The organism is Xanthomonas campestris pv. badrii (assembly GCF_012848175.1).
GTDB lineage: Bacteria > Pseudomonadota > Gammaproteobacteria > Xanthomonadales > Xanthomonadaceae > Xanthomonas > Xanthomonas campestris_C.
The window spans coordinates 2,194,096-2,218,539 of the sequence record NZ_CP051651.1 but is presented as its reverse complement, the minus strand read 5'-3'; the positions used below and the strand labels follow the sequence as shown (position 1 = coordinate 2,218,539).

The window sequence follows — 24,444 nt, the reverse complement described above, 5'->3', positions numbered from 1 at the left end:
GTCTCTCCTGCGATTACGGGGCGCTGCCGGCGACAGCGCCGGTGCTCAGCGGTGCGGTGCGTGCGGGTGCGTCGTGCGCCGGGTTGGACGGGAACAACGCGTCCGGTCCCTTGCGGATGGTCTTCAACGACAACTTGATCGCGATCACCAGCAGCGTGGTGTACAGCGCGGTGAAGCCCACCAGGGTCAGCACGATCTCGTACAGATCCAGCCCCGACGCTGCATAGAAGGTGGGCAGCACGCCTTCCACCGCCCACGGCTGGCGGCCGTATTCGGCCACGAACCAGCCGCATTCGATCGCGATCCACGGCAGCGGCAAGGTCCATAGCGCCAAGGTGAGGAACCAGCGTTTTTCCTGGAAGCTGTGCTTGCAGGCGAACCAGAACGCCACCGCGAAAAAGGCGATCAGATAGATGCCGATGGCGGCCATGATGCGAAAGGTCCAGAACAGCGGCAGCACGCGCGGCACGGTGTCCATGGCCGCCTGCGCGATCTGCTCGGGCGTGGCGTTGCCGATGTCGTCGCGGTAGCGCTTGAGCAGCAGGCCGTGGCCCAGGTCCTGCCAGTGCGCATTGAACACCTTGCGCGCGTCGGCATCGTCCTTGTCGGCACGGATGCGCTGCAGCGCGCCGTAGGCGATCTGCCCGCCGCGGATGCGGTGCTCGGCGCGTTCCACCAGTTCCATGATGCCGGGGATGGGCGTATCCAGCGAGCGGGTGGCGATCAGTCCCATCAGGTAGGGAATCTTGACCGCGTAATCGTTGCGATGCGTCTGCTGGTTGGGAATGCCGAAGGCGGTGAAGTCGGCCGGTGCGGCTTCGGTTTCCCACATCGCTTCGATCGCCGCCAGCTTCATCTTCTGGTGTTCGTTGGCCGCGTAGCCGCTTTCATCGCCCAGCACCACCACCGACAACGACGACAGCAGGCCGAATGCGGCGGCGACCGCGAACGAACGGCGCGCCATGTCCAGGTGTTTGCCGCGCAGCAGGTAGAACGCGCTGATCGACATCACGAACACCGCGCCCAGCACGTAACCGGCGCTGACGGTGTGCACGAACTTGGCCTGCGCCACCGGGTTGAACAGCACCGCGACAAAATCCACCACCTCCATGCGCATGGTGTCCGGGTTGAACACCGCACCGGTGGGGTGTTGCATCCAGCCGTTGGCAATCAGGATCCATAGCGCAGAGAAATTGCTGCCCAGCGCCACCAGCCAGGTGGTGATCAGGTGCTGCACCTTGCTCAGGCGATTCCAGCCCAGGAAGAACAGGCCCAGGAAGGTCGCTTCCAGGAAGAACGCCATCAGCCCTTCGATCGCCAACGGCGCGCCGAAGATGTCGCCCACGTAATGGCTGTAATACGACCAGTTCATGCCGAACTCGAACTCCATCACGATGCCGGTGCCGACACCCATGGCGAAGTTGATGCCGAACAGTACGCCCCAGAACATTGTCATGCGCCGCCAGATCGGCTTGCCGGTCATGACGTAGACGCTTTCCATGATGCCGAGCAGGAACGACAGCCCCATGGTCAGCGGCGGGAAGATGAAGTGGTACATCGCGGTGACTGCGAACTGCAGCCGCGACAGTTCAACAACTGTCGAATCGATCATGGCGGGCGGGCCTGGTTGGGTGTCGATGAAGGAGTTGGGCGGATCATCTGCGCTTGCCGCGCCATGCGCGTTGATCCAAATCAATGCGGCCCGCACCCGGTGCGGCACACTGTCCGTCCCGTCAGGGGAAGGAGGCGCCTTACAATCGCCCGCAGTGAGCAGTCTTCGGAACGCAATGTGAGTCAGCCCAGCGCACGCGCCAGCGAAACGCCCGCCCAGCGCCGTCAGCGCGGCCAATGGCTGGACGCACTGGCCGCATCGGCCACGCGACCGCGCCGTCTGGCCGGCATGGCGGTGGCGTTGTCGGGCGTCTTGCTGCTGGCACAGGCTGCCGCCATCGCCTGGTTGCTGCAGGCGGTGCTGGTACAGCATCTGGCACTGCTGCAGTTGCGCGAGGTGGCTGCCGGCCTGCTGTTGGCGGCGCTCGGCCGTGCCCTGCTGACGGCCTGGGCGCAGTCGTTGACCGGCGAGGTGGCCGATGTCGCCAAACGGGAGCTGCGTGCGCGCATCGCGCGCCGCCTGGTGCAGCACGGGCCGGTGTGGCTACGCCGGCAACGCAGCGGCGAGCTGGGCGAACTGAGCCTGGCGCACACCGATGCGCTGGAAGGCTATTTCGCCGGGTATCAGCTGGCGCGAACCGAAATGCTGCTGGTGCCGCCGCTGATCCTGATCGCGGTGTTCTCCATCGATTGGGTGGTGGGCCTGGTGCTGCTGCTGACCGCGCCGCTGATTCCGTTCTTCATGATGCTGGTGGGCTGGGGCGCCGAGGCCGCCGGCCGCGAGCAATTGCGCGAGCTGGCCCGCATGGGCGGGCATTTCGCCGACCGCCTCAAGGGCCTGGGCCTGCTGCGCGTGTATGGCCGCGACCAGGCCGAGCTGAGCGGCATTGCCGCCGCGGCCGACGGCGTGCGCGAGCGCTCGCTGAAAGTGCTGCGTATCGCCTTCCTGTCGTCCACGGTGCTGGAGTTCTTCGCCTCGGTGAGCGTGGCGATCATTGCCTTGTACTTTGGCCTGAGCTATCTGGGCATGCTGGATCTGCACGGTCTGCCCACGCTGGGCGCCGGCATGTTCTGCCTGTTGCTGGCGCCGGAATTCTTCGCGCCATTGCGGCGGCTGGCCGCGCATTATCACGACCGCGCCAATGCGTTGGCCGCGGTGGCCGAGTCCGAGCGCTTGCTGGAAGGGTTTGCGGACAGCGCCGCCATCGCTGTCGCACTGCCGCTGCCTGCTGCGGCCCAGGCGGCGCAGGCGGCGCAGGCGCAGGTGCCCTTGCTGCAGGCACGCGAACTGGCGTTGCGTCCTCCTGGTGCGCCGCAGCTGGTGGTCGAGCGGTGTTCGCTGGCGCTGGAGCCCGGGCAACGGGTGGCGGTGATCGGCGCCAGCGGCAGCGGCAAGAGCACGCTGCTGGAAGGCCTGGCCGGCTGGCTCACCCCGCAGGCGGGCAGCGTGGTGCCGCGCCCCGGCGCGCGGGTGGGCTATGCCACGCAACGGCCGTATCTGTTCCACGGCAGCATTGCCGACAATCTGCGCCTGGCCGACCCGCAGGCCAGCGACGCGCGGCTGCATGCCGTGGCCGAGGCCGCGCAGGTCATGCGCTTTGCCGCGCACCTGCCGGAGGGCCTGCATACGGTGATCGGCGAGCGCGGCTTCGGGCTCTCCGGTGGCGAAGCGCGTCGCGTCGCGCTGGCGCGGCTGCTGCTGCGCGAGCCTGAGGTGTTGCTGCTGGACGAGCCCACCGCCTTCCTCGACCCGGACACGGAAGCTGCGCTGCTGCGCACGCTGGGCGTGTTCGCGCGCGGCCGTGCAGTGGTGCTGGCCACGCATAGCGCGGCGGTGATGGCCTGGGCCGATACGGTGATCGACCTGCGTGGGGCGAGCGTCACGGTGGAGTCGCCATGAGCGCGGCACACCACGACCGTCTGCGCGATGTGTTCGCCCGGCATGCCTGGCGGCTGGGGCTGTCGGCACTGCTGGTGCTGGCCACCCTGCTGGCGGGGGTGGGCCTGCTGGCCTTGTCCGGCGGGTTCCTGACCGCTGCCGCCCTGGCCGGCGTGGTCGGCATGGGCGCCGGCTTCAATTTCTTCTCGCCCTCGGCCGGTATCCGCGCCCTGACGTTCGCGCGCATCGTGTCGCGCTACGGCGAGAAACTGATCGGCCACGATGCCACCTTGCGCATCGCCCGCGATCTGCGCGTGTGGTTCTTCCGCCGCGCCTTGCCGCTGGCACCGGGGCGCCTGTCGGCCACGCGCACCGGCGATCTGCTGGCGCGGCTGATGTCGGACATCGGCGAGGTCGACGGCGTGAGCGTGCGTGCGCTGGCGCCGCTGGCGGCACTGCTGGGCATCTGGGTGGCCGGCGTGGTTGCCGCCGCCTTGATCCATCCACCCGCGGCCCTGGTGTTGCTGGCGCTGGGTGTGGCGATCGGCGGGCTGGTGCCGTGGCAGGTGGCACGCGGCGGCGCGCAGCGCGAACGGCTGCGCGCGCAGCAGCGCACCCAGCTGCGGACCCGGGCGTTCGAGGGCCTGGAAGGTGCGGCGGATCTGGCCGCGGTCCACGCCCAGGACGCTTGGCTGCAGCAGGTCGATGCGGCCGCCGCGGCGGTGATGGACGGCGATCGCCTGCAGCGCCGGCGCCTGATCACCGGCAACCTGCTGCATGCGCTCTGCGGCGGCGTCGGGCTGGCCGGCATGCTGTGGCTGGCACTGCGCGCCGTCGAGCAGGGAGCGATCACCGCCGAACTGGCGGCCGCGCTGGTGTTTCTCACCATGGCCCTGCTGGAAGTGTCGGCCGGCGCCGGGTTGGCCTTGCAGGCACTGCAGGGCGCGCGCGTGGCGGCCGGGCGGCTGCAGGCCATCGTCGATCAGGCGCCCTCGGTCAGCGACCCGGTGCAGCCCGCCGAGGTGCCGCGCACGGGCACGCTGCAGCTGCAACAAGTGTCGTTTTCCTGGCCTGGTGGCGTGCGTCCGGTGTTGCAGGGGCTCGATCTGACCCTGGCAGCCGGCGAGCGCATCGCCATCGGCGGTGATAGCGGCAGCGGCAAGAGCACCTTGTCGGCGCTGCTGCTGCGGCTATGGGATCCGCAGGCCGGGCAAGTCAGCTACGCGGGCATCGATCTGCAGCGGTGTGCGCAGGCGCACTGGCACCGGCGCATTGCCTGGTTGCCGCAGAACGCCCCGGTGTTTGCCGGCAGCGTGCGCGAAAACCTGCTGATCGGCGACGCCGCCGCCAGCGACGCTGCGCTGTGGGCGGTGCTCGACCAGGTGCGTCTACGCGACTGGGCCAGTGCGCAGAACGGGCTGGAGACCTGGGTCGGCGAGAACGGTGCCACGCTGTCTGCCGGCCAGGCGCGCCGCCTGGCGCTGGCGCGCGCCTTGCTGCGCGATGCGCCCATCCTGCTGCTGGACGAACCCACCGACGGGCTGGATGTGGATACCGCCCACGCCTTGCTGCTGGATCTTGCCGCCGCGCTCGGCGAGCGCAGCCTGGTGATGATCACCCACGACAGCGTGCCTGCCGGTGTGGTGCACCGGCATTACCGCATGCGTGAAGGAACGCTGCAGTCGCTGGAATGAGCTCCCTCGCCATGGCTGGGTTCTGGAGCGACCAACAGACCGAAGCGCGCAGTCGTCAGCTGGGCGTGGATGGCGCGCTCAGCACCCGTTGGACGCGTGGCACATGCCGCACCGAGCAGCCGCCACGCCTGCATCGCGGCTGCGCAGGCGTTTTGTCAGCCCCCCATAAGCATGGGCATGGCGCTTCAGCGCGTCAGATACACCGCCCAGGCCAGGGCCGCGGCGTTTGCGAGCGCGCTGACCCAGAACGCGATCTGGAACGAGGTCTTGACGGTCTTGTGCCGGAACAGCGATTGCGCCAGCAGCGCGCCGGGCCAGCCGCCGAGCAATGCGATGGCATGCAGGGTGGCTTCCGGGGTGCGGCGCTGGCCGCGCCTGGCTGCGCTCTTGTCCAGCCGATAGGCGATCAGTGCGGCAATGCTGGTTGCCGCGTACCAGAGCGCAATCGCAGCCGGCAGCCGATCTGCGAGTACCAGGCCGAGCATGCCGGCCGCGAACAGGCCGGCCAGCAGCCGGCGCGGCAGCTGGCTGCTGGTGGTGGGCGTCGATCGGGATCTGGATCCAGTCAGCTTGCGGCTTGCGGTCTGCGAGGAGCGCGACCTCGATCGGGATGTGGACCTGGCAATCAGCAGGCGTCCAGGAAGTCGCGGACCGCCGGGCCGAACCGTGCGAAGTCCACCAGGAAGGCGTCGTGGCCCTGCGGCGAATCCAGGCCGATGAAGCGGGCATCGGCGCCGCCGGCGCGCAGGCCATCGGCGATCTGTTCCTGTTGCTGCACCGGGAACAGGATGTCGGTGTTGGCGCCGATCGACAGCGCGCGTGCGATGCGGATGTGCGACAGGCCGGCCAGCACCTTGCCATCGCTGGAGTCCTGGCGTGCCGACGCGTTGCCGACAGGCGCGCCGGCGTCGCCGGCGCCAGCCAATGGCGCCTGTGCGCTCGGAGCCTGCTCGGCGTAGTCGGCCAGATCGAACCAGTCCATCGAGCGGCTCAGGTACAGATAGCAGTTGGGATCGAAGAAGCGCACGAAGCGGCGCGCGTGGCCTTCCAGATAGCTTTCCACCTGGAATTCCAGCCCGAACGGATCGTCGTCGGCCTGTTCGGAATCCAGCCGCACGCGGCCGAAGCGGCCGTCCCATTCCAGCGCCGAGCGATAGGTGATCACGCCGAGTTTGCGGGCCATGCGCATGCCCGATTCCGGGTAGCGGGTGTCGTCGTAATGGCCGCCGTTCCAGTTGGGGTCCAGCCGGATGGCTTCGCGCTGCAGCGAGCGGATGGCGATGGAAAACGGCAAGGCCTGCGCGCTGCCGGAGATGTTGATATGGCTACGCGCGATGCCGGGATGGCGCAGCAGCAGCGCCAGCGCGGTCATGCCGCCCATCGAGTTGCCGATCAGGCAGGCCAGTTGCGCGATGCCCAGCGCGCGCACCACATCGGCGGCGGCATCGGCCACGTCTTCGATCGACAGGTCCGGAAAGCGCAGCCGATAGCGCTCGCCGGTGGCCAGATCGATCGACGCCGGCCCGGTCGAACCCTTGCAGCTGCCCAGTGAGTTGACGCAGACCACGAACCAGCGCGTGGTATCGATCGGCTTGCCCGGCCCCAGCATCGCTTCCCACCAGCCCGGTTCCGGATTGGCCTGGTTGGCGGCGGCATGCGCATTGGGCGACAGCCCGGTGACGATCAGCAGCGCATTGCTGCGATCGGCGGCCAGCGTGCCCCAGGTTTCATAGGCGATGCGCGCCTGGTGCAGGGCGCCGCCGCGCTTCATCGGAAACGGCGAGGGCAGGGCGTGGAACAGGCTGCCGGTGGGGATGAATTCGGTCATGGGGGTGGGAATTGGGAGTCGGGAATCGGGAATCGGGAATCGGGAATCGGGAGGAGCGGCTGGCTGTGCTCTTGTAGCGCAAGTGAAACCACGTGTTGCAGCGTGGTGGGCCGGTTGACGCACGCACTATTAGCGTCCCATCACCAGCCCTACTAGCGTCCGATCACCAGCTCTACTGGGGCGTTGGCCGGCAGTTGCACGGTGATCGGCGTGCTTTCCACATCGTCGGCCTGGCGCATCGCGTTGCCGCTGCGCGACAGCCGCGCCAGCACCTGCACGTTGTCCAATGACGACAGGGCGCGGGTGGGCATCGGGCTGTCGCCGTCGTCCAGGGTGACCGTCAGCGGCAACTCGCTGAGGGCATGTTTTTCCACTGCCACCGGCATCGGGGAGTCGGCCGCGCGGGCGATCACGAATACGCTGGTGTCGCCGGGCAGCGCGGCGCGTTTGGCGAATTCCGCATCCAGCGCAATGCGCACGCTGATGCGTTTGCCGGCCGCCGTATCGGCGCCGCTCTCGGCTGCCGGCAACGCTGCCAGCCCGGCTTCCCCGCGTGCGGCGTTGATCTGCTCGAGCAGGCCAGGGCGGGTGCTGGCGTCGACCACCTGCAGCAATGGCTCCCAGGTGGCGCTGGCCTTGGCCGGCTGGCCGGCCTGGCGCTGCACCACGCCCAGGAACCAGCGTGCGCGCTGGTGGTCCGGCTGCACGCTGAGCGCATGCTCGAGCAGGCGCATCGCCTGCGGATCCGGGCGGCCGCTGTCGTCGGCAAGCATGCGCGCCTGCGCGGCCGCCACCAGCACGTCCGGTTCATCCGGTCGCAGCGCCACCGCGCGCGCAAAGGCGTCGCGGGCGTCGACGAATTTCTGCTGGCTGGACAGCGAACGTCCCAGCAGCACCCAGCCTTCGGCCTGCTCGGGATTGCGCGCCAGCGCGGCGCGCAGCTGCACGATGGCCTCATCCAGCGTGCGTGGCGTGTCCGGGCGGTTGGCGGCCAGCTCGATTGCGCCCGGCGTGCCCACCAACCAGTACAGCGCTGCACTGGCGGCCAGCAGCAGCGCCGCCACGCTGGCGGCCAGCCCGCGCGTCTGCCGCCACAGTGGCCGCAACGCCACGCCAGAGGCCAGCAGTGCAACGGCTACCACCGCAATCACGAAACCGACCATCACCACTCCTGCTCGTCGGGCGGCAGCGCGGGCGCGGCAGCGCTGCGGCGGCGTACCACCATGACCACTGCCGTGCCGCCCACCAGCAGGACCAGCAACGGGCCAAACCACAGCAACCAGGTGCGCGATTCCACCTGCGGCCGGTACAGCACGAACTCGCCATAGCGCGCGACCAGGAACTGCCGGATCTGCGCATCGCTGCGGCCCTGCTGCATCAGCGCCAGCACTTCGCGGCGCAGGTCCTGCGCAATCTGCGCGTTGGAATCGGCCAGCGACTGGTTCTGGCATTGCACGCAACGCAGCTCGGCGGTCAGCGCGTGGAAGCGCGCCTCCTCGGCGGCGGAACGGTAATGCGGCGGCGCGTGATCGCCCACCGGCTGGGCCACGGCCAGCCAGGGGAGCAGCAGCAGCGTCAGCAGCCAGGCGCGGCTCATGGCTTGGCGTGCAGGTCCGGGGCGGCGCTGGGCGAGCGTTCGATCCGGCTCAATGCCGGAATCAGCTGGGTGTCGATGATGGACTGGGTGAGCATGCCGCTGTACTTCCAGCGCACCACGCCGCGCCCGTCGACCAGGAAGGTTTCCGGCGCCGCCGCAATGCCGAAGTCGATGGCGGTGCGCCCGTCGAGGTCGGCGACCACCAGCAGGTACGGGTTGCCCAATTGCTCGAGCCAGCGCAGGGCGTCGTCGCGCTCGTCCTTCCAGTTGTAGCCAATCACGCGCACCCGTTTGGTCAGCGCAAACCTGCTCAGCACCGGGTGTTCTTCGCGGCAGGCCGGGCACCAGCTGCCCCATACATTGATGATGTAGGGCGCGCCGCGCAGCTCGCGCGCGTGCACCACGATGCTGGGGTCGTGCAGCAACGGCAGCGCGAACTCCGGCGCCGGCTTGCCGATCAGCGCCGAGGGCAGGGCATCGCGATCGCCCTGTCCTGAACGCACCACCGCATAGACCAGCAGTGCCGCCAGGGCGAGCAGCAGCACGATGGCGCCCACGAGAACCGCAGTGGGCAGGCGGGGCGAACGTGACTCAGACATCTTGGATCTCCGCAGGACGACGAAAACGCCGGTCGGCCGCGGTGACCAGGCCGCCAAGCGCCATCAGCAGCGCTCCCAGCCAGATCCAGCGCACGAACGGTTTGAGGTGGACGCGCACCGCCCAGGCCTGGTTGCCCAGCGGTTCGCCAAGGGCGACATACAGATCGCCAAACGGGCCAGGGCGGATCGCCGCCTCGGTCAGGGTCTGTCCGCCGCTGGCGTAGCGGCGTTTTTCGGCATGCAGCCTGCCAACCGGCACATCGTCCTCGAACACCTGCAGGTTGGCGCGGTCGGACAGGTAATTGGGCCCGCGCAGTTCTTCCAGATTCTCGAAGTGCAGCGCGTATCCCCCGATCTCGATCTGCTGGCCGGGTGCCAGCGCGACCTCGCGCTGCAGGCTCAGCGATTCCACCAGCAGCGCGCCGGCCAGGAAGACCGCCACGCCCAGGTGCGCCAGCGCCATGCCCAGCATCTCGGCGGTGAATCGCCGGCCCTTGGCGGCACGCCGTGTCCACAGGAAGCGCACTGTGCCCAACAGCACCCACGCCGCGCCGGTGACGCCGATGGCTGCCTTCAGCTGCCCCTGCGGTGCCATGAACCAGGCCAGCACGCCTGCAGCCAGCGCCAGGCCGGCCCACGGCGCCAGCAGGGCCAGCGGCCGCGAGGCCTGTTCGCGCTGCCAGCGCGTCAGCGGGCCAAACGGCAGCAATGCCACCAGCGGCGCCATCAACACCACGAACAAGGTACCGAAGTAGGGCGGGCCCACCGACAGCTTGCCCAGTCCCAATGCATCGGCCAGCAGTGGGTACAGCGTGCCCAGCAGCACCATCGCGCAGGCGCAGGTCAGCAGCAGGTTGTTGAGCAGCAGCAGCGTCTCGCGCGAGCTGCCGGCAAACGCGCGGCGCGGGTCATCGCCGGGCGCCAGGCGCGGCGCGCGGATCGCGTACAGCAGCAGCGAGCCGCCCACCACCACCAGCAGGAACACCAGGATGAAGAGGCCGCGCGACGGATCGGCGGCGAACGAATGCACGCTGGTCAGCACGCCCGAGCGCACCAGGAAGGTACCCAGCAGCGACAACGCGAAGGCGGCGATCGCCAGCAACAGCGTCCAGCTGGCGAAGCTGCCGCGCTTTTCGGTGACTGCCTGCGAATGCAGCAGGGCGGTGCCGACCAGCCATGGCATGAAGCTGGCGTTTTCCACCGGGTCCCAGAACCACCAGCCGCCCCAGCCCAGTTCGTAGTACGCCCACCAACTGCCCAGCGCGATGCCCACGGTGAGCATCGCCCAGGCCACGTTGGTCCAGGGCCGGGTCCAGCGCAGCCAGCGCGCGTCCATCCGCCCCTCCAGCAGCGCGGCGATGGCGAAGGCAAACGGCACTGCAAAGCCGACATAGCCGCAGTACAACATCGGCGGGTGGATGATCAGGCCTGGGTCCTGCAGCAGGGGGTTGAGGTCGGCGCCTTCGGGCGGCACCGGTAGCAGGCGCGCAAACGGATTGGAGGTAAACAGCAGGAAAGCCAGAAAGCCCACGCTGATCAGCGCCATCACCCCGAGCACGCGCGCCACCACCTGCGCCGGCAATTGCCGCGACCACAGCGCCACTGCGCCGGTCCACAGCGCCAGCACCAGCGTCCACAGCAACAGCGAGCCTTCGTGCGCGCCCCAGACCGCCGAGTAGCGGTAGATCACCGGCAGCAGGCTATTGGAGTTTTCGGCCACATAGCGCACCGAAAAGTCCTGCACCAGGAACGCGTGCGTCAGCAACGCGAACGCGGTGGCAATCAGGCCCAGCTGCACCAGCGCCGCCGGCCGCGCCACCGCCATCCAGCTGGCATGCCCGCGCTGTGCGCCGGCCAGCGGCAAGGCGGCCTGCACCAGCGCGACCAGCAAGGCCAGGACCAGCAGGAAGGTGCCGAGCTCAGGAAGCATGGGGGGGGCGGGACTGGGGACCGGGGACCGGGGACCCGGGAAAAGCAAGGTTCCTGGCGCGTCTGAGAGGCGTGCAAGGGGCAACCGTTGCGAGGTTGTTGAAAGCTGCGTGGTGTTTGTGAGCGCCAGGGCCGGGGATCGGGGACCCGGGGAAAGTCAGGTCGGTGGCCTCGCCGACACGCGCGCGACAAGCGACTGCTGGCAGGCCCGTGCTCGCGGCAACGCGCCTTTCCCGGGTCCCCGGTCCCCGGTCCCTAGTCCGGTCCCCGGTCCCCGGTCCCGGGTCCCCAGTCCCGAGGCGCCTCACTGCTGCGCCTCCACCCGATGCTTGCGATGCGCACTGCCCATCTTGTCGGCCACTTCCTTGGGCATGTAGGTTTCATCGTGCTTGGCCAGCACGTCTTCGGCCACGAATACGCCCTGCTGCATGCGACCGGTTGCGACCACGGCCTGACCTTCGCGGAACAGGTCGGGCAGGATGCGGTCGTAGCGCACCGGCAGCTGTGCATCGCCATCGGTGACGCGGAACTGCGCTTCCAGCGACCCGGAGGCGCGTTTGAACGAGCCTTTTTCCACCATGCCGCCGAGCCGGAAGCGCGCATGGTCGCCGGCATCGCCGCGCAGCACCTCCGACGGCGTGTACAGGTACGCCACGTTGCGCTGCAAGGCCATCGCCACCAAGGTGGTCGCCAGCCCGCCGGCCAGCACCAAGGCGAGCACCAGCCACAGGCGGCGGCGCCGTTGCGGGTTCATCGGGTCAGCTCCGCATCGCTGGGCAGGGTGCGCTTGCGCTCGCGCAGGCGGCGCGCCTGGGCGGTCTTCAATGCGCGACGCACCTGCCAACGGCCGGCGATCAGGTCCCACAGCAGTACCAGTACGAACACGGCATAGGCGGCGATGACATACGGCAGATAGCTCATGCGGCAGTGTCCTGCGGCTCGCGCACGATCCAGGCCTTGCCGGCCTCGCGGCGCAGGTTGTCGGCGCGCGCGCGGGTGAGCAGCGACCCGGCAAACCAGAATTTGGTGCCGATCACCATCAGCCACAGCGGCAGCAACATGCTGGCATCGATGGTCGATGGGCCGAACAGGCGGATGCTCTGGCCCTGGTGCAGCGAATTCCACCACACCACCGAATAACGGATCACCGGCAACAGCACCACGCCCACGATCGCCAGCAAGCCGGCCGCACGTGCCGCCTGGCGGCGGTCATCGATGGCGTGGTACAGGCCGATCACGCCCAGATACAGGAACAGCAGGATCAATTCGGTAGTCAGGCGCGGGTCCCAGTCCCACCAGGCGCCCCACATCGGCTTGCCCCAGATGCTGCCGGTGAGCAGGGTGATCACGGTGAACGCCGCGCCGATCGGTGCGCATGCCATCGCCAGGATCTCGCACACCTTGATGCGCCAGATCAGCGCGCTGGCCGCGTACAGCGCCATCAGGCCGAACACGAACAGGCTCATCCACGCGCTGGGCACGTGGATATACAGAATGCGGAAGCTGTCGCCCTGCTGGTAATCGGCCGGTACAGCGAACAGCGCCTGCCAGATCCCCGCGGCCAGCAACAGCGCAGCCAGCGCGTAGCACCAGGGGGCCCAGCGCGCGGTGAAACGGTCGAAGATCGGAGGCGAGGCGAGTTGGTGGAACCAGCGGACGACGACGTTCATGCGATGGCGATGGCTCTTGGCATGGCGATGGCTCTTTGCATGGAGGCAGCTTCCGGTACGACACCACCGTACACCCTACGGTGTCCCATCAATGGCGCATCTGCAACGTCGATCAGCTGAGCGAGATGCGGATCGCCGCTGCCGCCGCCAGCGGTGCCAGCGCGATGCCGATCACCAACCCTGCGCCCAGCAACAACAACGCACCCACCGCATCCTGCCCTTGTCCGCTGGCCGCCACACTGCCGGCACCGAACACCAGCACCGGCACGTACAGCGGCAACGCCAGCAACGCCACGAGAATACCAGAGCGTTTCATGGTGACCGTCAGTGCCGCGACCACTGCGCCAAGCAGGCTCAGAAGCGGCGTGCCCAGCGCCAACGATGCCAGCAGCACCGGCAATTGGTCATGCGGCAGGTGCAGCAATTCGCCCAGCAAGGGCGTCACTGCAATCAACGGCAGCGCGCTGGTGGCCCAATGCAGCAGCACGCGTACCGCGATCAACCAGGCCAGCGGCACCGGCGCCAGCAACCATTGCTCCATCGAGCCGTCTTCCACGTCGCTACGGAACAGCGCATCCAACGACAGCAGGCCGGCCAGCAATACCGACAGCCACAGCACCGCCGGTGCGGCCTGAGCCAGCAGGTCGGGGCGTCCGCCCAGGCCCAGTGCGAACAGCACCACGATCAGCAGCGCGAACAGCGCCGGCTGCAGTGCGTCGCTGCGACGGCGCCACAGCAATTGCAGATCGCGACGCAGCAGCGCACGGGCCGCTTGCAGCAAGGACGGCTGCGATGACGGCGTCATGCCGCGGCCTCCAGGGTGAGCATGCGGGTGCGCACCGGCGGTGCCGCGTAGGCGCCGTGGGTGGTGACCAGTGCCGCGCCACCGCCGCGCAGGTGCGCGGAAATCATCCGGTTGACCAGGGTGATGCCGTCCAGGTCCAGGTTGGCGTAGGGCTCGTCCAGCAGCCACAACGGAGCCGGCGACAGCCATAGCCGGGCAAGCCCCAGCCGCTTGCGCTGGCCGGCAGACAGTTGCCGCACCAGCGCATCCTCGTAACCGGCCAGGCCCACGATGGCCAGCGCGCTGCCGGGCATCTGCTTGGCCCGTCGGCCATGCAGGCCGCACAGGAAATGCAGGTTCTCCAGCGTGCTGAGGTCGGCCTTCAGGCCGGGCAGGTGGCCCAGATAGGCCATGAAGCGGCTGCGGTCGCCGCGCCGGGCGGTCTTGCCGTCGATCTGGATCTGCCCGCTCTCCATCTGCAGCAGCCCGGCCAGCACCCGCAGCAGCGTGGTCTTGCCGGCACCGTTGTCGCCCTGCACCAGCAAGGCTTCGCCGGCATCGACATGGAAATCCAGCGGGCCGAACACCGGCTCCTCGTTGCGGCTGAAGGCCAGCGCGTGCGCCGCCAGCAGCGGGGGCGCGGTGTGCAGCGGTTCGATCATCGGCGCAGCGGACTCCCGTCGCAGGACGGCATGGGGTGGGCGAGCGGGTGCCGGGCCATCGCCAACAGGCAACCGGCGCGACACGCTGTGAAGCAGGGCGCGCATTGTAACGACGATGGCCGCCGCCGGGGCGCTTGCGCGTGGCGTGATGTGTCCGCGAATGCTGTTTTGCAGGGCGCCTGGCGCACCGGCCGGGCCGCTTTGCGTACACTCGCGGTCCCCCGATTGCTGACCGGACTGGCGCGATGCCCCTCACGACCAAGCTGCCCAAGGTGGGCACCACCATCTTCACCGTCATGTCGCAGCTGGCGGCCGAGCACGGCGCGGTCAACCTGGGCCAGGGCTTTCCCGATTTCGCGGTGCCGCAGCGGCTGGTCGACGAACTGACCAAGGCCATGGCCGCCGGCCACAACCAGTACCCGCCGATGACCGGCGTGGCGGTACTGCGCCAGGCCATCGCCGGCAAGGCGCAGCGCTGCTACGGCGCGCAGGTCGATGCCGATACCGAGATCACCGTCACCAGCGGCGCCACCGAGGCCATCTTCAACGCCATCCACGCGGTGGTGCGCGCGGGCGAAGAGGTGATCGTGCTGGACCCGGCCTACGACTGCTACGAGCCGGCGATCGAGCTGGCCGGCGCGCGCGCGGTGCACGTGGCGCTGCACCCGCAGACCTTCGCCGTGGACTGGGAGGCGCTGCGCGCGGCGATCACGCCGAAGACGCGCCTGCTGATGATCAACTCGCCGCATAACCCGTCCGGCGCGATGCTCTCGGCCGCCGACCTGCAGACGCTGACCGAACTGCTGCGTGGCACCGACATCTTCCTGCTCTCCGACGAGGTCTACGAACACATCGTGTTCGACGGCCGCCGCCACGAGTCGGTACTGCGCTGGCCGCAGTTGCGCGAACGCGCGTTTGTGATCTCCAGCTTCGGCAAGACCTATCACTGCACCGGCTGGAAGATCGGCTATGCGATCGCCCCGCCGGCGCTCACCGCCGAATTCCGCAAGGTGCACCAGTACAACACCTTCACCAGCTTCGGCCCGGCCCAGCACGCTTTTGCTGCGATGATCCGCGACGAGCCCGAGCACGACGAGCAGCTGGGCGCGTTCTACCAGGCCAAGCGCGACCGCTTCCGCGAGCAGCTGCTGACCACCCGCCTGAAGCCGCTGCCGGTGCCCGGCGGCTATTTCCAGCTGGTGGATTACTCGGCGATCAGCGATCTGCCAGATACCGAATTCGTGAAGTGGCTGACGATCGAAAAGGGCGTGGCCGCGATTCCGTTGTCGCCGTTCTACGACAATGCCCCGGCGGGTCAGCGCCTGGCAAGGCTGTGCTTCGCCAAGAACGATGCGACACTGGATGCGGCGATCGAGCGTTTGCGCAGGCTCTGACGAGCCGGGAATCGGGAATGGGGATTCGGGAATCGTAAGAGCGGTCGGCCGCTTTTGATCTGAATCTGCACTGGCTCGATGACATGACGCCCTCATTAAACCGCTGTTCGATTCCCTATTCCCGATTCTCCATTCCCGAGTCTCACCATGCACGACCTTCGCATCTCCCTGATCCAAGGCGATACCCGCTGGCATGACCCGGCTGGCAATCGCGACTATTACGCTGGATTGCTGGAGCCGCTAGCCGGGCAGACCGATCTGGTGATCCTGCCGGAGACCTTCACCAGCGGGTTTTCCAACGATGCCATCGACAAGGCCGAGGGCATGGACGGGCCGACCGTGGACTGGGTGCGCGCGCAGGCCGCGCGGCTGGGGGCGGCGGTAACCGGTAGCGTGCAGTTGCGTACCGAGCACGGCGTGTTCAATCGTTTGTTATGGGCCACGCCAGACGGGGCGCTGCAGCATTACGACAAGCGCCACCTGTTCCGCTACGGTAACGAGCATCTGCGTTATGCGGCCGGGCGCGATCGCCTCTGCGTCGACTGGAAGGGCTGGCGGATCAATCCGCAGGTTTGCTACGACCTGCGTTTTCCGGTGTTCTGTCGCAACCGCTTCGATGTGGAGCGGCCCGGCCAGCTGGATTTCGATCTGCAGCTGTTCGTGGCCAACTGGCCATCGGCACGCGCCTATGCCTGGAAGACGCTGTTGCGCGCGCGCGCGATCGAAAACCTGTGCTTCGTCGCTGCGGTCAACCGCATCGGCGTGGACGGCAATCAGTTGCACTACGCCGGCGACAGCGCGGTGATCGATTTCCTCGGCCAGCCGCAGGTGGAAATCCGCGAACGCGAACAGGTGGTCACCACCACCATCAGCGCCGCCGCCCTGGCCGACCACCGCGCCCGTTTCCCGGCGATGCTGGATGCCGATGCCTTCGTCTTCCCGGAATAGCGGGAATCGGGATTGGGGAATCGGGAATCGGGAATCGGTAAAGCGGTGGGCTGGTGTGTTGAGCCTTCGCTGATTTTGATACCGGGCTTACGCGGCTTCGGGTTTCGAGCACTGGCAGAAGCGCTCCCGCCTACGAGGCCGAAAGCTCCTGGCATCCATAAAACGCGGCCGCACAATCTCGATTCGCTGACAACGTCATCAGCGCCGACAATGTCGCTTTTACGATTCCCGATTCCCGATTCCCAGCTACTCACCCACCTTGATCTCATAGATCTTGGGCCACCGCTTGCCGGTGACGAACAGGCGGTCGTGCTCGGCGTCGTAGGCGATGCCGTTGAGCACGTCGTTGGTCGGGTCGGTCAGGGTGTCCGCCTCCGGTACCAGCGCCTTGAGGTCGATCCAGGCGATGACCTTGCCGCTGGCCGGGTCGATGCGCGCGATGCGGGTGGTCAGCCAGACGTTGGCCAGCAGCTGGCCCTTGACCCATTCCAGTTCGTTGAGATTGTCCAGTGGCCGGCCGCGTGCGGTGACGGCGATGCTGCCGGTCTGCTTCAGGCTCTGCGGATCGAGCTTGCGGATGCGCGCGCTGCCGTCGCTCATGTAGAGGGTGTGCGCATCGCTGGTCAGGGCCCACCCCTCGCCGGGATAGCTGAACTGCGCGCGTGGCGACAGCGTGGCCAGGTCGTAGATGAAGCCGCGCTGGTTGCGCCAGGTCAGCTGGATCAGCCGGTCCTCCCAGGCCACGATGCCTTCGCCGTAGTAGGGAAGCGGCGTCTGCGCCTGCTGCAACACCCGGCCGGTCTCCAGCTCGACCTTGCGCACCCGCGACTGGCCCAGCTCGCCGGTGCTTTCGTAGAGATAGCCATCGCGATAGAACAGGCCTTCGGTGAAGGCGCTGGTGTCGTGCGGATAACTGCGCACCACGGTATAGGCCTGGGTGGGAATGGCTTCGGCGCCATGCGCGAGCGGCGAGGCCAGGGCGGCGGCAAACAGCAGGAGGGCAGGGCGTGACATGCCGGCATGATCCCATTCCGTGGGCGCGATTTGCAGCAGCGCAGACACCGCAGCGGCCAGCTAATGCTGGGCTGAACGGCAGTCGCGCAGGGCGGTGGACGTTGTCGCGGCTGCCACATCGGCGCTGCTAGTCTCGCGGCCACTTCCACCACCGGCACCGCATACATGATCAAGTCCCTGTCTCTTCTCGCGCTGCTCGGCGCGGCAACGCTGGCTCCGCAGGCGCAGGCCGCCGGCAATATCGATTGCCAGCTCTCGTTCAACCTGTCCGGCTGGTCGGTGTTCTACAAGACCGCCAGCGGCACCGGCACCATCAAGTGCGACAACGGTGCGGTGATTCCGGTCAAGATCTCCAGCAAGGGCGGCGGCCTGACGGTGGGCAAGTCCAAGATCGTCGGCGGCCGCGGCTCCTTCTCCGGTGCCTACAGCCTGAACGATCTGTTCGGCACCTACGCAGCGGCTGAAGCGCATGCGGGCGTGGTGAAGTCCAGCACCGCACAGGTGGTCACCAAGGGCGACATCTCGCTGGCCCTGGCCGGCACCGGCGAGGGCGTGGACCTGGGCGTCAATGTCGGCAACTTCGTGATCGAGCGCCGCAAGTAAGCCGTTCCATCGGGACCGCGCGCGCCTGCGGGCGCGCGTGTGGCGATTACGTGGCACCTGCCGGTTGCGCGAGGCCACGATCGTCGATCCGCCTGTGCAGGCAACCTTGCTGCAGTCCTGGCTCGTGGCACTGAACCTGCTGCCACGCCGCCGGCAGGCGCATATGAAAACGGCCCCTTGCAGGGCCGTTTCCTATTGCAGGTGCCTGCCGCCAGGCCTTAGCGACCGCGATTGCCGCCACCGGGCGGGCGACGGTTGCCACCGCCCGGCGGACGGCCGCCCGGGCCACGCGGAGCGCCGCCGGGACCACCGGGGCCACGCGCGCCACCGGGACCACGATTGGCCGATGCCGGGCCGCGGTTGCCGCCCGGACCCGGACGGCCGCCGCTGGGGCGGCCGGCAGGACGCGCTGCCCCATACGGATTGAAGCCCGGAGTGGCGTGGTCGGACGGGAAGATCGGCGCATTGCCCGGATGACCGTAGGGATGCTTGCGCTGACCCTGACCCTGACCACCGGCACCGCCGCGCCCCGGGCCGCCGCCGGCACCCGGACGTGCACCGCCCGGCCCCTTCTTGGCATACGGGCGCGCCTGGCCGGTGCCGTTGCCACCGGGGCCGGCATTGCGATGACCGCTCGGACCGGTGCTGACGCCATCGGGCACATACCAGCTGCGGAACGCAGCCGGGTTGCCGTCCGGCAACGAGCGGTCGCCCTTGGCCGGGCCGCGCTGCTTGAACGGGCGCTGCTGCGACTGCTTGGCAGCGGCTTCGCCGCTGACGGTTAGCCCGCCCTTGAAACCGCCGGGCTTGCCGCGACCGCGGCCGCCGCGTTCTTCGCGGAAGTTGTCGAAGCGGCGCAGCTCGCGGCCTTCATCGGCGCCGGAGGTCTGCCCATTGACGTAGGCATTGCTGCGGCCATCGCGCGACACATGCACGGTGGACTTGGCGGCGCGGCGCTGGCCGATCACCGGCTGCAGCGTCAATGCCGAAGGCGCGCCTTCTTCCAGCTTGAGTTCGGCGCGCAGCGCGTCGACCTTGTCCTGCGCCACTTCCACCGACTGCCCGCGCAGCAGCTCGCGCGGCAGCGAGATCTTGCCGTAGCGGCTGCGCTTGAGGCGGCTGACCTGGCAGCCCTGCGATTCCCACAGCCGGCGCACTTCGCGGTTGCGGCCTTCCTTGACCACCACGCGGAACCAGTCGTGCGAATCGGTGCCGCCGATGCGTTCGATCTCGTCGAACTTGGCGCCACCGTCTTCCAGCAGCACGCCGCGCGAAAGGCGCTCGATGATGGCGTCGGAAACGGTTTGTTCGCCTTCCGGGGCGCGCACGCGCACCACGTACTCGCGTTCGACCTCGTAGGAGGGATGCATCATCGCGTTGGCCAGCTCACCGTCGGTGGTCAGCAGCAGCAGGCCGGTGGTGTTGATGTCCAGCCGGCCGATGGCGATCCAGCGCGAGCCCTTCAATGCCGGCAGCGACTCGAACACGGTCGGGCGGCCTTCGGGATCTTCGCGGGTGGTCACTTCGCCTTCGGGCTTGTTGTAGATCAGTACGCGCGACGGTTCGGTCAGCGCGCTGGCCACGAAGCTGCGGCCGTCCAGCTCGATCTTGTCGCCGCTGCGCACCGACATGCCGGTCTGCGCGACGGCGCCATTGACCTTGATCAGGCCATCGGCGATGCGCTGCTCCAGCGCGCGGCGCGAACCCAGGCCGGCCTGGGCCAGCACCTTGTGCAGGCGCTCTTCCAGCTTGGGCGCTTCGGGCGCGCTGTCGCGCTTGAGGGAAAGCTTGTTCAACGACAGCTTGCGGGGGGTGTCACTCATGTGTCTGGCTCCGGCCGCCGCGTTGCGGGTCGGCCTCTGGGTCGGAATCGGCTTCGTCAACAGCCACGGTCGTCGTCGCGACGGCGTTGTCTTCGTCTTCGTTCACTGCATCCGCGCGCGTACCCGGCGCGGTGTCGGGGTCGCCCTCGCGGGCGGCATCGGGGTGTTGCGTGTTCGGGTCCTGCGCCGAGGCGGGCTCGGGGTGCTGCGGTGTGCCTGGGTGCTGCGCGTCGGCATCGCGGTTGTCGCGGCTGCCGACGTCGTGGCGGCGTTGCTCCTGCGCGACCTCCGCCGCCTCATCAGCTGCGCTGCCGGTCTGCGCAGCAGCATCCTCGATGTCATCGTCTGACTCATTGCCGTTATCGGCGGGTGCAGCGTTGTCTTCACCGGCCGCAGCGGCGCCGTTGTCGCTGGACTCGGCCGATGTGGCGCCGGCATCTGCCGTTGAGGGGGTGTCGCCCACATCGGCAACTGCATCCGTATCGCCGCCGGTTGCGTCATCGCCTGCATCAGCGTCGGCCGCATCGGCGTCGCCCACGTCGGGATCTGCCGCGTCCTGCTCGGCCTGCATCGATGCCGATGCCGGGACTGCGCCATCCAGCTGGCCATCGCGGTCCAGCGGCAGCTGTGGTTCGAGCTCGGCAATGTCCTTCAACTCGGACAATGGCGGCAGCTCGTCCAGCCGCTTGAGCCCGAAGTAATCCAGAAAGCCCTTGGTGGTGCCGAACAGCGCCGGCTTGCCGGGCACGTCGCGGTGGCCGACCACGCGGATCCATTCGCGCTCTTCCAGCGCCTGGATGATGTTGCTGCTGACCGCCACACCGCGCACCTGCTCGATCTCGCCGCGGGTGATCGGCTGGCGGTAGGCGATCAGGGCCAGGGTCTCCAGCGTGGCGCGGGTGTACTTGGTGCGGCGCTCGGTCCACAGGCGGGCGACCCAGCCATGCACATCGGCCTTGACCTGGAAGCGGAAGCCGGAGGCCACTTCGACCAGTTCCACGCCACGCTCGGTACAGGCCTCGCGCAGCGATTCCAGTGCGCGCTCGACGCTGCCGGGCGGCGCCGGTTCTTCTTCCGGAAACAGGCCCTGCAGCTGCGCCAGCGTCAGCGGCTGGCTGCTCGCCAGCAGGGCGGCTTCGATGATGCGGGTGATCAGCGCTTGATCCATTCGGTGATCGGCTTCAGATAGGTTCGTTGGCGGCATCGCTGTCGTCGAATTCGCTGGAGAATTGCAACGGCGCATTGGTATTTCCCAACGCCAGCGACTTCACGTAGATCGGCGCCAGCGGCGCTTCCTGCACGATGTCCAGCAACTGCTCCTTGGCCAATTCGAGCAGCGCCAGGAAGGTGACCAGCACGCCGAGCTTGCCTTCCTCGGCAGTGAACAGCGATTCGAAACGGTAGAACTTGCCGTCGTCCAGGCGGCCGAGCACATCGCCCATGCGCTGGCGCACGCTCAGCGCCTCACGCTTGATCGCGTGCCCGGTGAACAGCTCGGCGCGTTTGAGCACGTCGTACAGCGCCATCAGCATTTCTTTCAATTCCACCGACGGCGGCAGCTTGACCGCGGCGCGCTCGGGCAGGTGCGCCTGCACCGGCGCACTGTCGCGGCCCATGCGGGGCAGGGTGTCCAGGTCTTCGGCAGCCTGCTTGAAGCGCTCGTATTCCTGCAGGCGGCGCACCAGTTCGGCGCGCGGATCTTCTTCTTCGCCATCCTGGCTGGGCGGGCGCGGCAACAGCATGCGCGATTTGATCTCGGCCAGGATCGCGGCCATCACCAGGTATTCGGCCGCCAGTTCGAAGCGCAGCTCCTGCATCACATTGATGTAGTCCACGTACTGCCGGGTGATCTCGGCGACGGGGATGTCCAGGATGTCCAGGTTCTGCCGGCGGATCAGGTACAGCAGCAGGTCCAAGGGACCTTCGAAGGCATCCAGGATGACTTCCAGCGCATCCGGCGGGATATACAGATCCTGCGGGATCTGCAGCACCGGTTGCCCATGCACCACCGCCAGCGGCATTTCCTGCTGCTGTGGCGGCGCGCTCGTGGCTGGCGGAGTCGCGGCGTGCGCGAGTTCGGAATTCATCAGGTCGACATCGGGTCTTACGGTCGCCGGCCGCGGTCTTGAGCCGCGCCTGCAGGGCTTTGCCTTGAAGTTATTGCGATCAATGTCGTGCCTGCGCCGGCACGATCCCACAAATCTACATACGCCAATCCATCTGCAAGCAGGCGCCGTGTGGCATGCGGCGACGGAACAGCGAGGAGGTCGTCTACGCGGGCCGGCGGTGGGCAGCGAATCGGTCGTCGGGAAGAGCGTTGAGCCTGGGCCGACGGGCCGCTGCGTCCGGTTGCGTGTGCAGTGCTGCCAAGGGTAATGCGTGCGCGGGGGCGGTGTCCAGCGCCGGGCCGGCTAGAATCCCCCGGGTGATCTTCAAGTTCCGGGTGAGGTGGCGCGTGTGGTACGTAATCGAAGGGTATGACGGCGCCGACGCACTGGCGGCGCGGCAGCAGGCGCGACCGGCGCATCTGGCGCGCCTGCAGGCGTTGGCGGCGGCCGGGCGACTGCTGGTGGCAGGGCCATGCCCGGCCATCGATGCGGAGGACCCGGGTCCGGCCGGCTTCAGCGGCAGTGTGGTGATTGCCGAATTCGACGCACTCGAAGATGCGCGCGCCTGGGCCGATGCCGATCCGTACGTGGAAGCGGGCGTGTATGTGCGCACCGAGGTCCGGCCGTTCCGGCGGGTGCTGCCATGAGCCGGGTCGAGCGGATCCGCGTGGCGCTGCAGGCAGCCCTGGCGCCGACCGAGCTGGAGGTGGTGGACGACAGCGCTCGGCACGCCGGCCATGCCGGCGCACGCGACGGGCGCGGGCATTTCAATGTGCGGCTCGTCAGTGCCGTGTTTGCCGGCAAGCCGCCGCTGGCGCGTCATCGGGCGGTCTACGCAGCCGTGGGCGAGATGATGCAGACCGACATCCATGCCTTGTCGATCGAGGCGATTGCGCCGGGTGAAACCGGCTAGCCGCAGGGGCCAGACCGCGCCGTTTGGGAGCGCATCCGGGCGCCTCGGAGCGGTATCGATAACCCCTCGTCACGCCGCGCAGAGAACCGCCAAGCGTGATCCGCGTTGTGCTCGGCCTGTGGACGCGTGGGTGCGTCTTTGTTGCGACGCAGCACATTATTTCACGTATTCATCACCTGCAGATGCTTGATCTGTAAGCGTTTTCACGGATGTGAAGACAGGGGTTTACGCCTGCTTATGAAAACGCTTACAGTCCGCGCCAGTTTTGGGAAGTCGGTCGCGGAGGGCGACACGCATGGCCAAGGGTGCGGTCACCATCAAAGATGTCGCTCGCGAAGCACGGGTTTCCGTGGCCACCGTGTCGCGCGCGCTCAACGGGCATGACAATGTCGCCGGGGCTGTGCGTCAGCAGGTCATGGCGGTGGCCGAACGCCTGCGCTATAGCCCGCATGCGGCCGCCCGTAGCCTGAGCAGCCGGCGGTCGCAGACGCTGGGCGTGGTGCTGCCCGATCTGTATGGCGAATTCTTTTCCGAGCTGATCCGCGGCATCGATGGCGCGGCCCGCGCTGCCGGGCAGCACCTGCTGGTGTCCAGCTATCACGGCGACCCGGAAGCCCAGGGCAGGGCGCTGCGCTCGATGCGCGGGCGCGTGGATGGCCTGCTGGTGCTATCGCCGTACGCCGAGCAGCCGGGCTTCCTGACCGACAACCTGCCGCAGGCGCTGCCGACGGTGCTGATCAATGCGCACCTGCCCGGTGCGGGCTATCCGGTGCTGAGCATCGACGACCATGCCGGCGCCATGGCCATGACCGAGCACCTGCTGCGCGCAGGTCACCGGCGGATCGCCTTCATCGGCGGGCCGGCGCTCAACTTCGATGCGCGCGAGCGCCTGCGCGGCTTCCGCGATGCGCTTGCCGGATTCGGCGCGCAGGCGCAGGGAATCGAATATGCCGGCGACTTCGACGAAGCCTCCGGCCACCGCGCCGGGCTGGCGATGCTGGCAGCGGGCGCATTGCCCGATGCGGTCTTCGCGGCCAACGACATGACCGCGCTGGGCTGCCTGTATGCATTTGCCCAGGCCGACGTCGCGGTGCCCGGCGATGTCGCCCTGGCCGGTTTCGACGACATCCCGCTGGCGCGTTTCGTCCATCCGCCGCTGACCACGATGCGGGTCAGCATTGCGCGCCTGGGCGAGCAGGCGATGTCCCGACTGATGCGGCTGGTGGAAACGCCGGGCGCCGACGACGGCATGCGCCAGCTGCTCACGCCCGAGCTGGTGATCCGCGCGTCCTGCGGCGCCGGCGCGGCGGGCACCTGACCTTTTCGCGGACGTTCTGTCCGCTCCCGCTGCTCCCCCGCAGCGGTCGTTCCTGCAACACCACAACAAC

General features: G+C 68.2%; 24 protein-coding genes and 1 other RNA gene. 8 read left to right on the top strand and 17 right to left on the bottom strand.

The window, feature by feature from the left end; translation table 11 throughout:
• Positions 1-13: 13 nt before the first annotated feature.
• Complete coding sequence (locus HG421_RS09360; RefSeq protein ID WP_169706158.1) at positions 14-1,612, bottom strand: cytochrome ubiquinol oxidase subunit I; 1,599 nt, start codon at positions 1,610-1,612, stop codon at positions 14-16.
• A gap of 177 nt (positions 1,613-1,789) precedes the next feature.
• On the opposite strand from HG421_RS09360, the gene cydD reads away from it, so the two are divergent.
• Both cydD and cydC read left to right on the top strand, forming a co-directional pair.
• Positions 1,790-3,511, top strand: coding sequence for a thiol reductant ABC exporter subunit CydD (cydD, locus tag HG421_RS09355; RefSeq protein WP_248279489.1), 1,722 nt, complete (start codon positions 1,790-1,792; stop codon positions 3,509-3,511).
• Positions 3,508-5,184, top strand: coding sequence for a thiol reductant ABC exporter subunit CydC (gene cydC, locus HG421_RS09350; RefSeq protein ID WP_169706156.1), 1,677 nt, complete (start codon positions 3,508-3,510; stop codon positions 5,182-5,184). The genes cydD and cydC overlap by 4 nt, the downstream gene beginning before the upstream one ends.
• A gap of 29 nt (positions 5,185-5,213) precedes the next feature.
• On the opposite strand, the gene HG421_RS09345 is transcribed toward cydC, so the two are convergent.
• The 12 genes from HG421_RS09345 to ccmA all read right to left on the bottom strand — a co-directional run bounded on the left by HG421_RS09345 (position 5,214) and on the right by ccmA (position 14,253).
• Positions 5,214-5,289, bottom strand: a non-coding RNA gene (locus HG421_RS09345) — sX9 sRNA.
• An 80-nt stretch (positions 5,290-5,369) separates the two neighbouring features.
• Positions 5,370-5,669: a DUF1294 domain-containing protein gene (locus HG421_RS09340; protein WP_169706155.1), complete on the bottom strand. Its 300-nt coding sequence runs from the start codon at positions 5,667-5,669 to the stop codon at positions 5,370-5,372.
• Positions 5,670-5,809: 140 nt separating this feature from the next.
• Positions 5,810-7,012, bottom strand: a complete 1,203-nt coding sequence (metX, locus tag HG421_RS09335; RefSeq protein WP_169706154.1) for a homoserine O-acetyltransferase MetX — start codon at positions 7,010-7,012, stop codon at positions 5,810-5,812.
• A 152-nt stretch (positions 7,013-7,164) separates the two neighbouring features.
• A complete protein-coding gene (locus HG421_RS09330; RefSeq protein WP_169706153.1) occupies positions 7,165-8,175 on the bottom strand; it encodes a tetratricopeptide repeat protein in 1,011 nt (336 codons plus the stop codon).
• Positions 8,175-8,609, bottom strand: a complete 435-nt coding sequence (locus HG421_RS09325; protein WP_169706152.1) for a cytochrome c-type biogenesis protein — start codon at positions 8,607-8,609, stop codon at positions 8,175-8,177. The genes HG421_RS09330 and HG421_RS09325 overlap by 1 nt, the downstream gene beginning before the upstream one ends.
• Positions 8,606-9,208, bottom strand: a complete 603-nt coding sequence (locus tag HG421_RS09320) for a DsbE family thiol:disulfide interchange protein (protein WP_169706151.1) — start codon at positions 9,206-9,208, stop codon at positions 8,606-8,608. The genes HG421_RS09325 and HG421_RS09320 overlap by 4 nt, the downstream gene beginning before the upstream one ends.
• Positions 9,201-11,138, bottom strand: a complete 1,938-nt coding sequence (locus HG421_RS09315; RefSeq protein ID WP_169706150.1) for a heme lyase CcmF/NrfE family subunit — start codon at positions 11,136-11,138, stop codon at positions 9,201-9,203. Before HG421_RS09315 ends, HG421_RS09320 begins: the two co-directional genes overlap by 8 nt.
• A 303-nt stretch (positions 11,139-11,441) precedes the next feature.
• Entirely contained in the window at positions 11,442-11,891 is a 450-nt protein-coding gene (gene ccmE, locus HG421_RS09310) for a cytochrome c maturation protein CcmE (protein WP_169706149.1), read from the bottom strand.
• Positions 11,888-12,058, bottom strand: a complete 171-nt coding sequence (locus tag HG421_RS09305; protein ID WP_169706148.1) for a heme exporter protein CcmD — start codon at positions 12,056-12,058, stop codon at positions 11,888-11,890. Before HG421_RS09305 ends, ccmE begins: the two co-directional genes overlap by 4 nt.
• Entirely contained in the window at positions 12,055-12,807 is a 753-nt protein-coding gene (locus tag HG421_RS09300) for a heme ABC transporter permease (RefSeq protein WP_169706147.1), read from the bottom strand. The genes HG421_RS09305 and HG421_RS09300 overlap by 4 nt, the downstream gene beginning before the upstream one ends.
• Positions 12,808-12,919: 112 nt before the next feature.
• Positions 12,920-13,612: a heme exporter protein CcmB gene (ccmB, locus tag HG421_RS09295; RefSeq protein WP_169706146.1), complete on the bottom strand. Its 693-nt coding sequence runs from the start codon at positions 13,610-13,612 to the stop codon at positions 12,920-12,922.
• Complete coding sequence (gene ccmA, locus HG421_RS09290) at positions 13,609-14,253, bottom strand: heme ABC exporter ATP-binding protein CcmA (protein ID WP_169706145.1); 645 nt, start codon at positions 14,251-14,253, stop codon at positions 13,609-13,611. The genes ccmB and ccmA overlap by 4 nt, the downstream gene beginning before the upstream one ends.
• Positions 14,254-14,498: 245 nt before the next feature.
• On the opposite strand from ccmA, the gene HG421_RS09285 reads away from it, so the two are divergent.
• Together HG421_RS09285 and HG421_RS09280 are read left to right on the top strand one after the other, a co-directional pair.
• Complete coding sequence (locus tag HG421_RS09285; RefSeq protein WP_169706144.1) at positions 14,499-15,647, top strand: pyridoxal phosphate-dependent aminotransferase; 1,149 nt, start codon at positions 14,499-14,501, stop codon at positions 15,645-15,647.
• Positions 15,648-15,794: 147 nt separating this feature from the next.
• Entirely contained in the window at positions 15,795-16,595 is an 801-nt protein-coding gene (locus tag HG421_RS09280; RefSeq protein WP_169706143.1) for an amidohydrolase, read from the top strand.
• A gap of 246 nt (positions 16,596-16,841) precedes the next feature.
• On the opposite strand, the gene HG421_RS09275 is transcribed toward HG421_RS09280, so the two are convergent.
• Positions 16,842-17,609 (bottom strand): glutaminyl-peptide cyclotransferase, encoded by a 768-nt coding sequence (locus HG421_RS09275; protein ID WP_169706142.1) that lies wholly within the window; start codon positions 17,607-17,609, stop codon positions 16,842-16,844.
• A gap of 165 nt (positions 17,610-17,774) precedes the next feature.
• Here HG421_RS09275 and HG421_RS09270 point away from each other — a divergent pair, with 165 nt between their 5' ends.
• The gene (locus tag HG421_RS09270) at positions 17,775-18,212 is read left to right on the top strand and encodes a hypothetical protein (protein ID WP_169706141.1); all 438 of its coding nucleotides are present in this window, start codon (positions 17,775-17,777) and stop codon (positions 18,210-18,212) included.
• Positions 18,213-18,430: 218 nt separating this feature from the next.
• Here the strand turns inward: HG421_RS09270 and HG421_RS09265 are convergent, their stop codons facing one another.
• From HG421_RS09265 to HG421_RS09255, 3 genes are read right to left on the bottom strand one after another with little or no spacing between them, the layout of a single operon-like run.
• Entirely contained in the window at positions 18,431-20,035 is a 1,605-nt protein-coding gene (locus HG421_RS09265; RefSeq protein WP_169706140.1) for a pseudouridine synthase, read from the bottom strand.
• A complete protein-coding gene (scpB, locus tag HG421_RS09260; protein WP_169706139.1) occupies positions 20,028-21,203 on the bottom strand; it encodes an SMC-Scp complex subunit ScpB in 1,176 nt (391 codons plus the stop codon). Before scpB ends, HG421_RS09265 begins: the two co-directional genes overlap by 8 nt.
• A 13-nt stretch (positions 21,204-21,216) precedes the next feature.
• On the bottom strand, positions 21,217-22,122 hold the full coding sequence (locus HG421_RS09255) for a segregation and condensation protein A (RefSeq protein ID WP_169706138.1): 906 nt from the start codon (positions 22,120-22,122) through the stop codon (positions 21,217-21,219).
• A 368-nt stretch (positions 22,123-22,490) separates the two neighbouring features.
• On the opposite strand from HG421_RS09255, the gene HG421_RS09250 reads away from it, so the two are divergent.
• The 3 genes from HG421_RS09250 to HG421_RS09240 all read left to right on the top strand — a co-directional run bounded on the left by HG421_RS09250 (position 22,491) and on the right by HG421_RS09240 (position 24,374).
• Complete coding sequence (locus HG421_RS09250; RefSeq protein WP_064510766.1) at positions 22,491-22,790, top strand: YciI family protein; 300 nt, start codon at positions 22,491-22,493, stop codon at positions 22,788-22,790.
• The gene (locus tag HG421_RS09245) at positions 22,787-23,056 is read left to right on the top strand and encodes a BolA family protein (protein WP_169706137.1); all 270 of its coding nucleotides are present in this window, start codon (positions 22,787-22,789) and stop codon (positions 23,054-23,056) included. The genes HG421_RS09250 and HG421_RS09245 overlap by 4 nt, the downstream gene beginning before the upstream one ends.
• Positions 23,057-23,351: 295 nt before the next feature.
• Complete coding sequence (locus tag HG421_RS09240) at positions 23,352-24,374, top strand: LacI family DNA-binding transcriptional regulator (protein ID WP_169706136.1); 1,023 nt, start codon at positions 23,352-23,354, stop codon at positions 24,372-24,374.
• Positions 24,375-24,444: the final 70 nt, after the last annotated feature.

Excerpts from the sequence above, each read along its gene's own strand:
- HG421_RS09330 (WP_169706153.1), bottom strand. The coding sequence starts at position 8,175 with ATGGTCGGTTTCGTGATTGCGGTGGTAGCCGTTGCACTGCTGGCCTCT.
- ccmA (WP_169706145.1), bottom strand. The coding sequence starts at position 14,253 with ATGATCGAACCGCTGCACACCGCGCCCCCGCTGCTGGCGGCGCACGCG.
- HG421_RS09285 (WP_169706144.1), top strand. The coding sequence starts at position 14,499 with ATGCCCCTCACGACCAAGCTGCCCAAGGTGGGCACCACCATCTTCACC.
- HG421_RS09360 (WP_169706158.1), bottom strand. The coding sequence starts at position 1,612 with ATGATCGATTCGACAGTTGTTGAACTGTCGCGGCTGCAGTTCGCAGTC.
- HG421_RS09280 (WP_169706143.1), top strand. The coding sequence starts at position 15,795 with ATGCACGACCTTCGCATCTCCCTGATCCAAGGCGATACCCGCTGGCAT.
- HG421_RS09320 (WP_169706151.1), bottom strand. The coding sequence starts at position 9,208 with ATGTCTGAGTCACGTTCGCCCCGCCTGCCCACTGCGGTTCTCGTGGGC.
- HG421_RS09340 (WP_169706155.1), bottom strand. The coding sequence starts at position 5,669 with ATGCTCGGCCTGGTACTCGCAGATCGGCTGCCGGCTGCGATTGCGCTC.
- cydC (WP_169706156.1), top strand. The coding sequence starts at position 3,508 with ATGAGCGCGGCACACCACGACCGTCTGCGCGATGTGTTCGCCCGGCAT.
- ccmE (WP_169706149.1), bottom strand. The coding sequence starts at position 11,891 with ATGAACCCGCAACGGCGCCGCCGCCTGTGGCTGGTGCTCGCCTTGGTG.
- HG421_RS09315 (WP_169706150.1), bottom strand. The coding sequence starts at position 11,138 with ATGCTTCCTGAGCTCGGCACCTTCCTGCTGGTCCTGGCCTTGCTGGTC.
- HG421_RS09305 (WP_169706148.1), bottom strand. The coding sequence starts at position 12,058 with ATGAGCTATCTGCCGTATGTCATCGCCGCCTATGCCGTGTTCGTACTG.
- ccmB (WP_169706146.1), bottom strand. The coding sequence starts at position 13,612 with ATGACGCCGTCATCGCAGCCGTCCTTGCTGCAAGCGGCCCGTGCGCTG.
- scpB (WP_169706139.1), bottom strand. The coding sequence starts at position 21,203 with ATGGATCAAGCGCTGATCACCCGCATCATCGAAGCCGCCCTGCTGGCG.
- HG421_RS09240 (WP_169706136.1), top strand. The coding sequence starts at position 23,352 with ATGGCCAAGGGTGCGGTCACCATCAAAGATGTCGCTCGCGAAGCACGG.
- HG421_RS09325 (WP_169706152.1), bottom strand. The coding sequence starts at position 8,609 with ATGAGCCGCGCCTGGCTGCTGACGCTGCTGCTGCTCCCCTGGCTGGCC.
- HG421_RS09265 (WP_169706140.1), bottom strand. The coding sequence starts at position 20,035 with ATGAGTGACACCCCCCGCAAGCTGTCGTTGAACAAGCTTTCCCTCAAG.
- HG421_RS09300 (WP_169706147.1), bottom strand. The coding sequence starts at position 12,807 with ATGAACGTCGTCGTCCGCTGGTTCCACCAACTCGCCTCGCCTCCGATC.
- HG421_RS09270 (WP_169706141.1), top strand. The coding sequence starts at position 17,775 with ATGATCAAGTCCCTGTCTCTTCTCGCGCTGCTCGGCGCGGCAACGCTG.
- HG421_RS09255 (WP_169706138.1), bottom strand. The coding sequence starts at position 22,122 with ATGAATTCCGAACTCGCGCACGCCGCGACTCCGCCAGCCACGAGCGCG.
- HG421_RS09275 (WP_169706142.1), bottom strand. The coding sequence starts at position 17,609 with ATGTCACGCCCTGCCCTCCTGCTGTTTGCCGCCGCCCTGGCCTCGCCG.
- metX (WP_169706154.1), bottom strand. The coding sequence starts at position 7,012 with ATGACCGAATTCATCCCCACCGGCAGCCTGTTCCACGCCCTGCCCTCG.
- HG421_RS09245 (WP_169706137.1), top strand. The coding sequence starts at position 22,787 with ATGAGCCGGGTCGAGCGGATCCGCGTGGCGCTGCAGGCAGCCCTGGCG.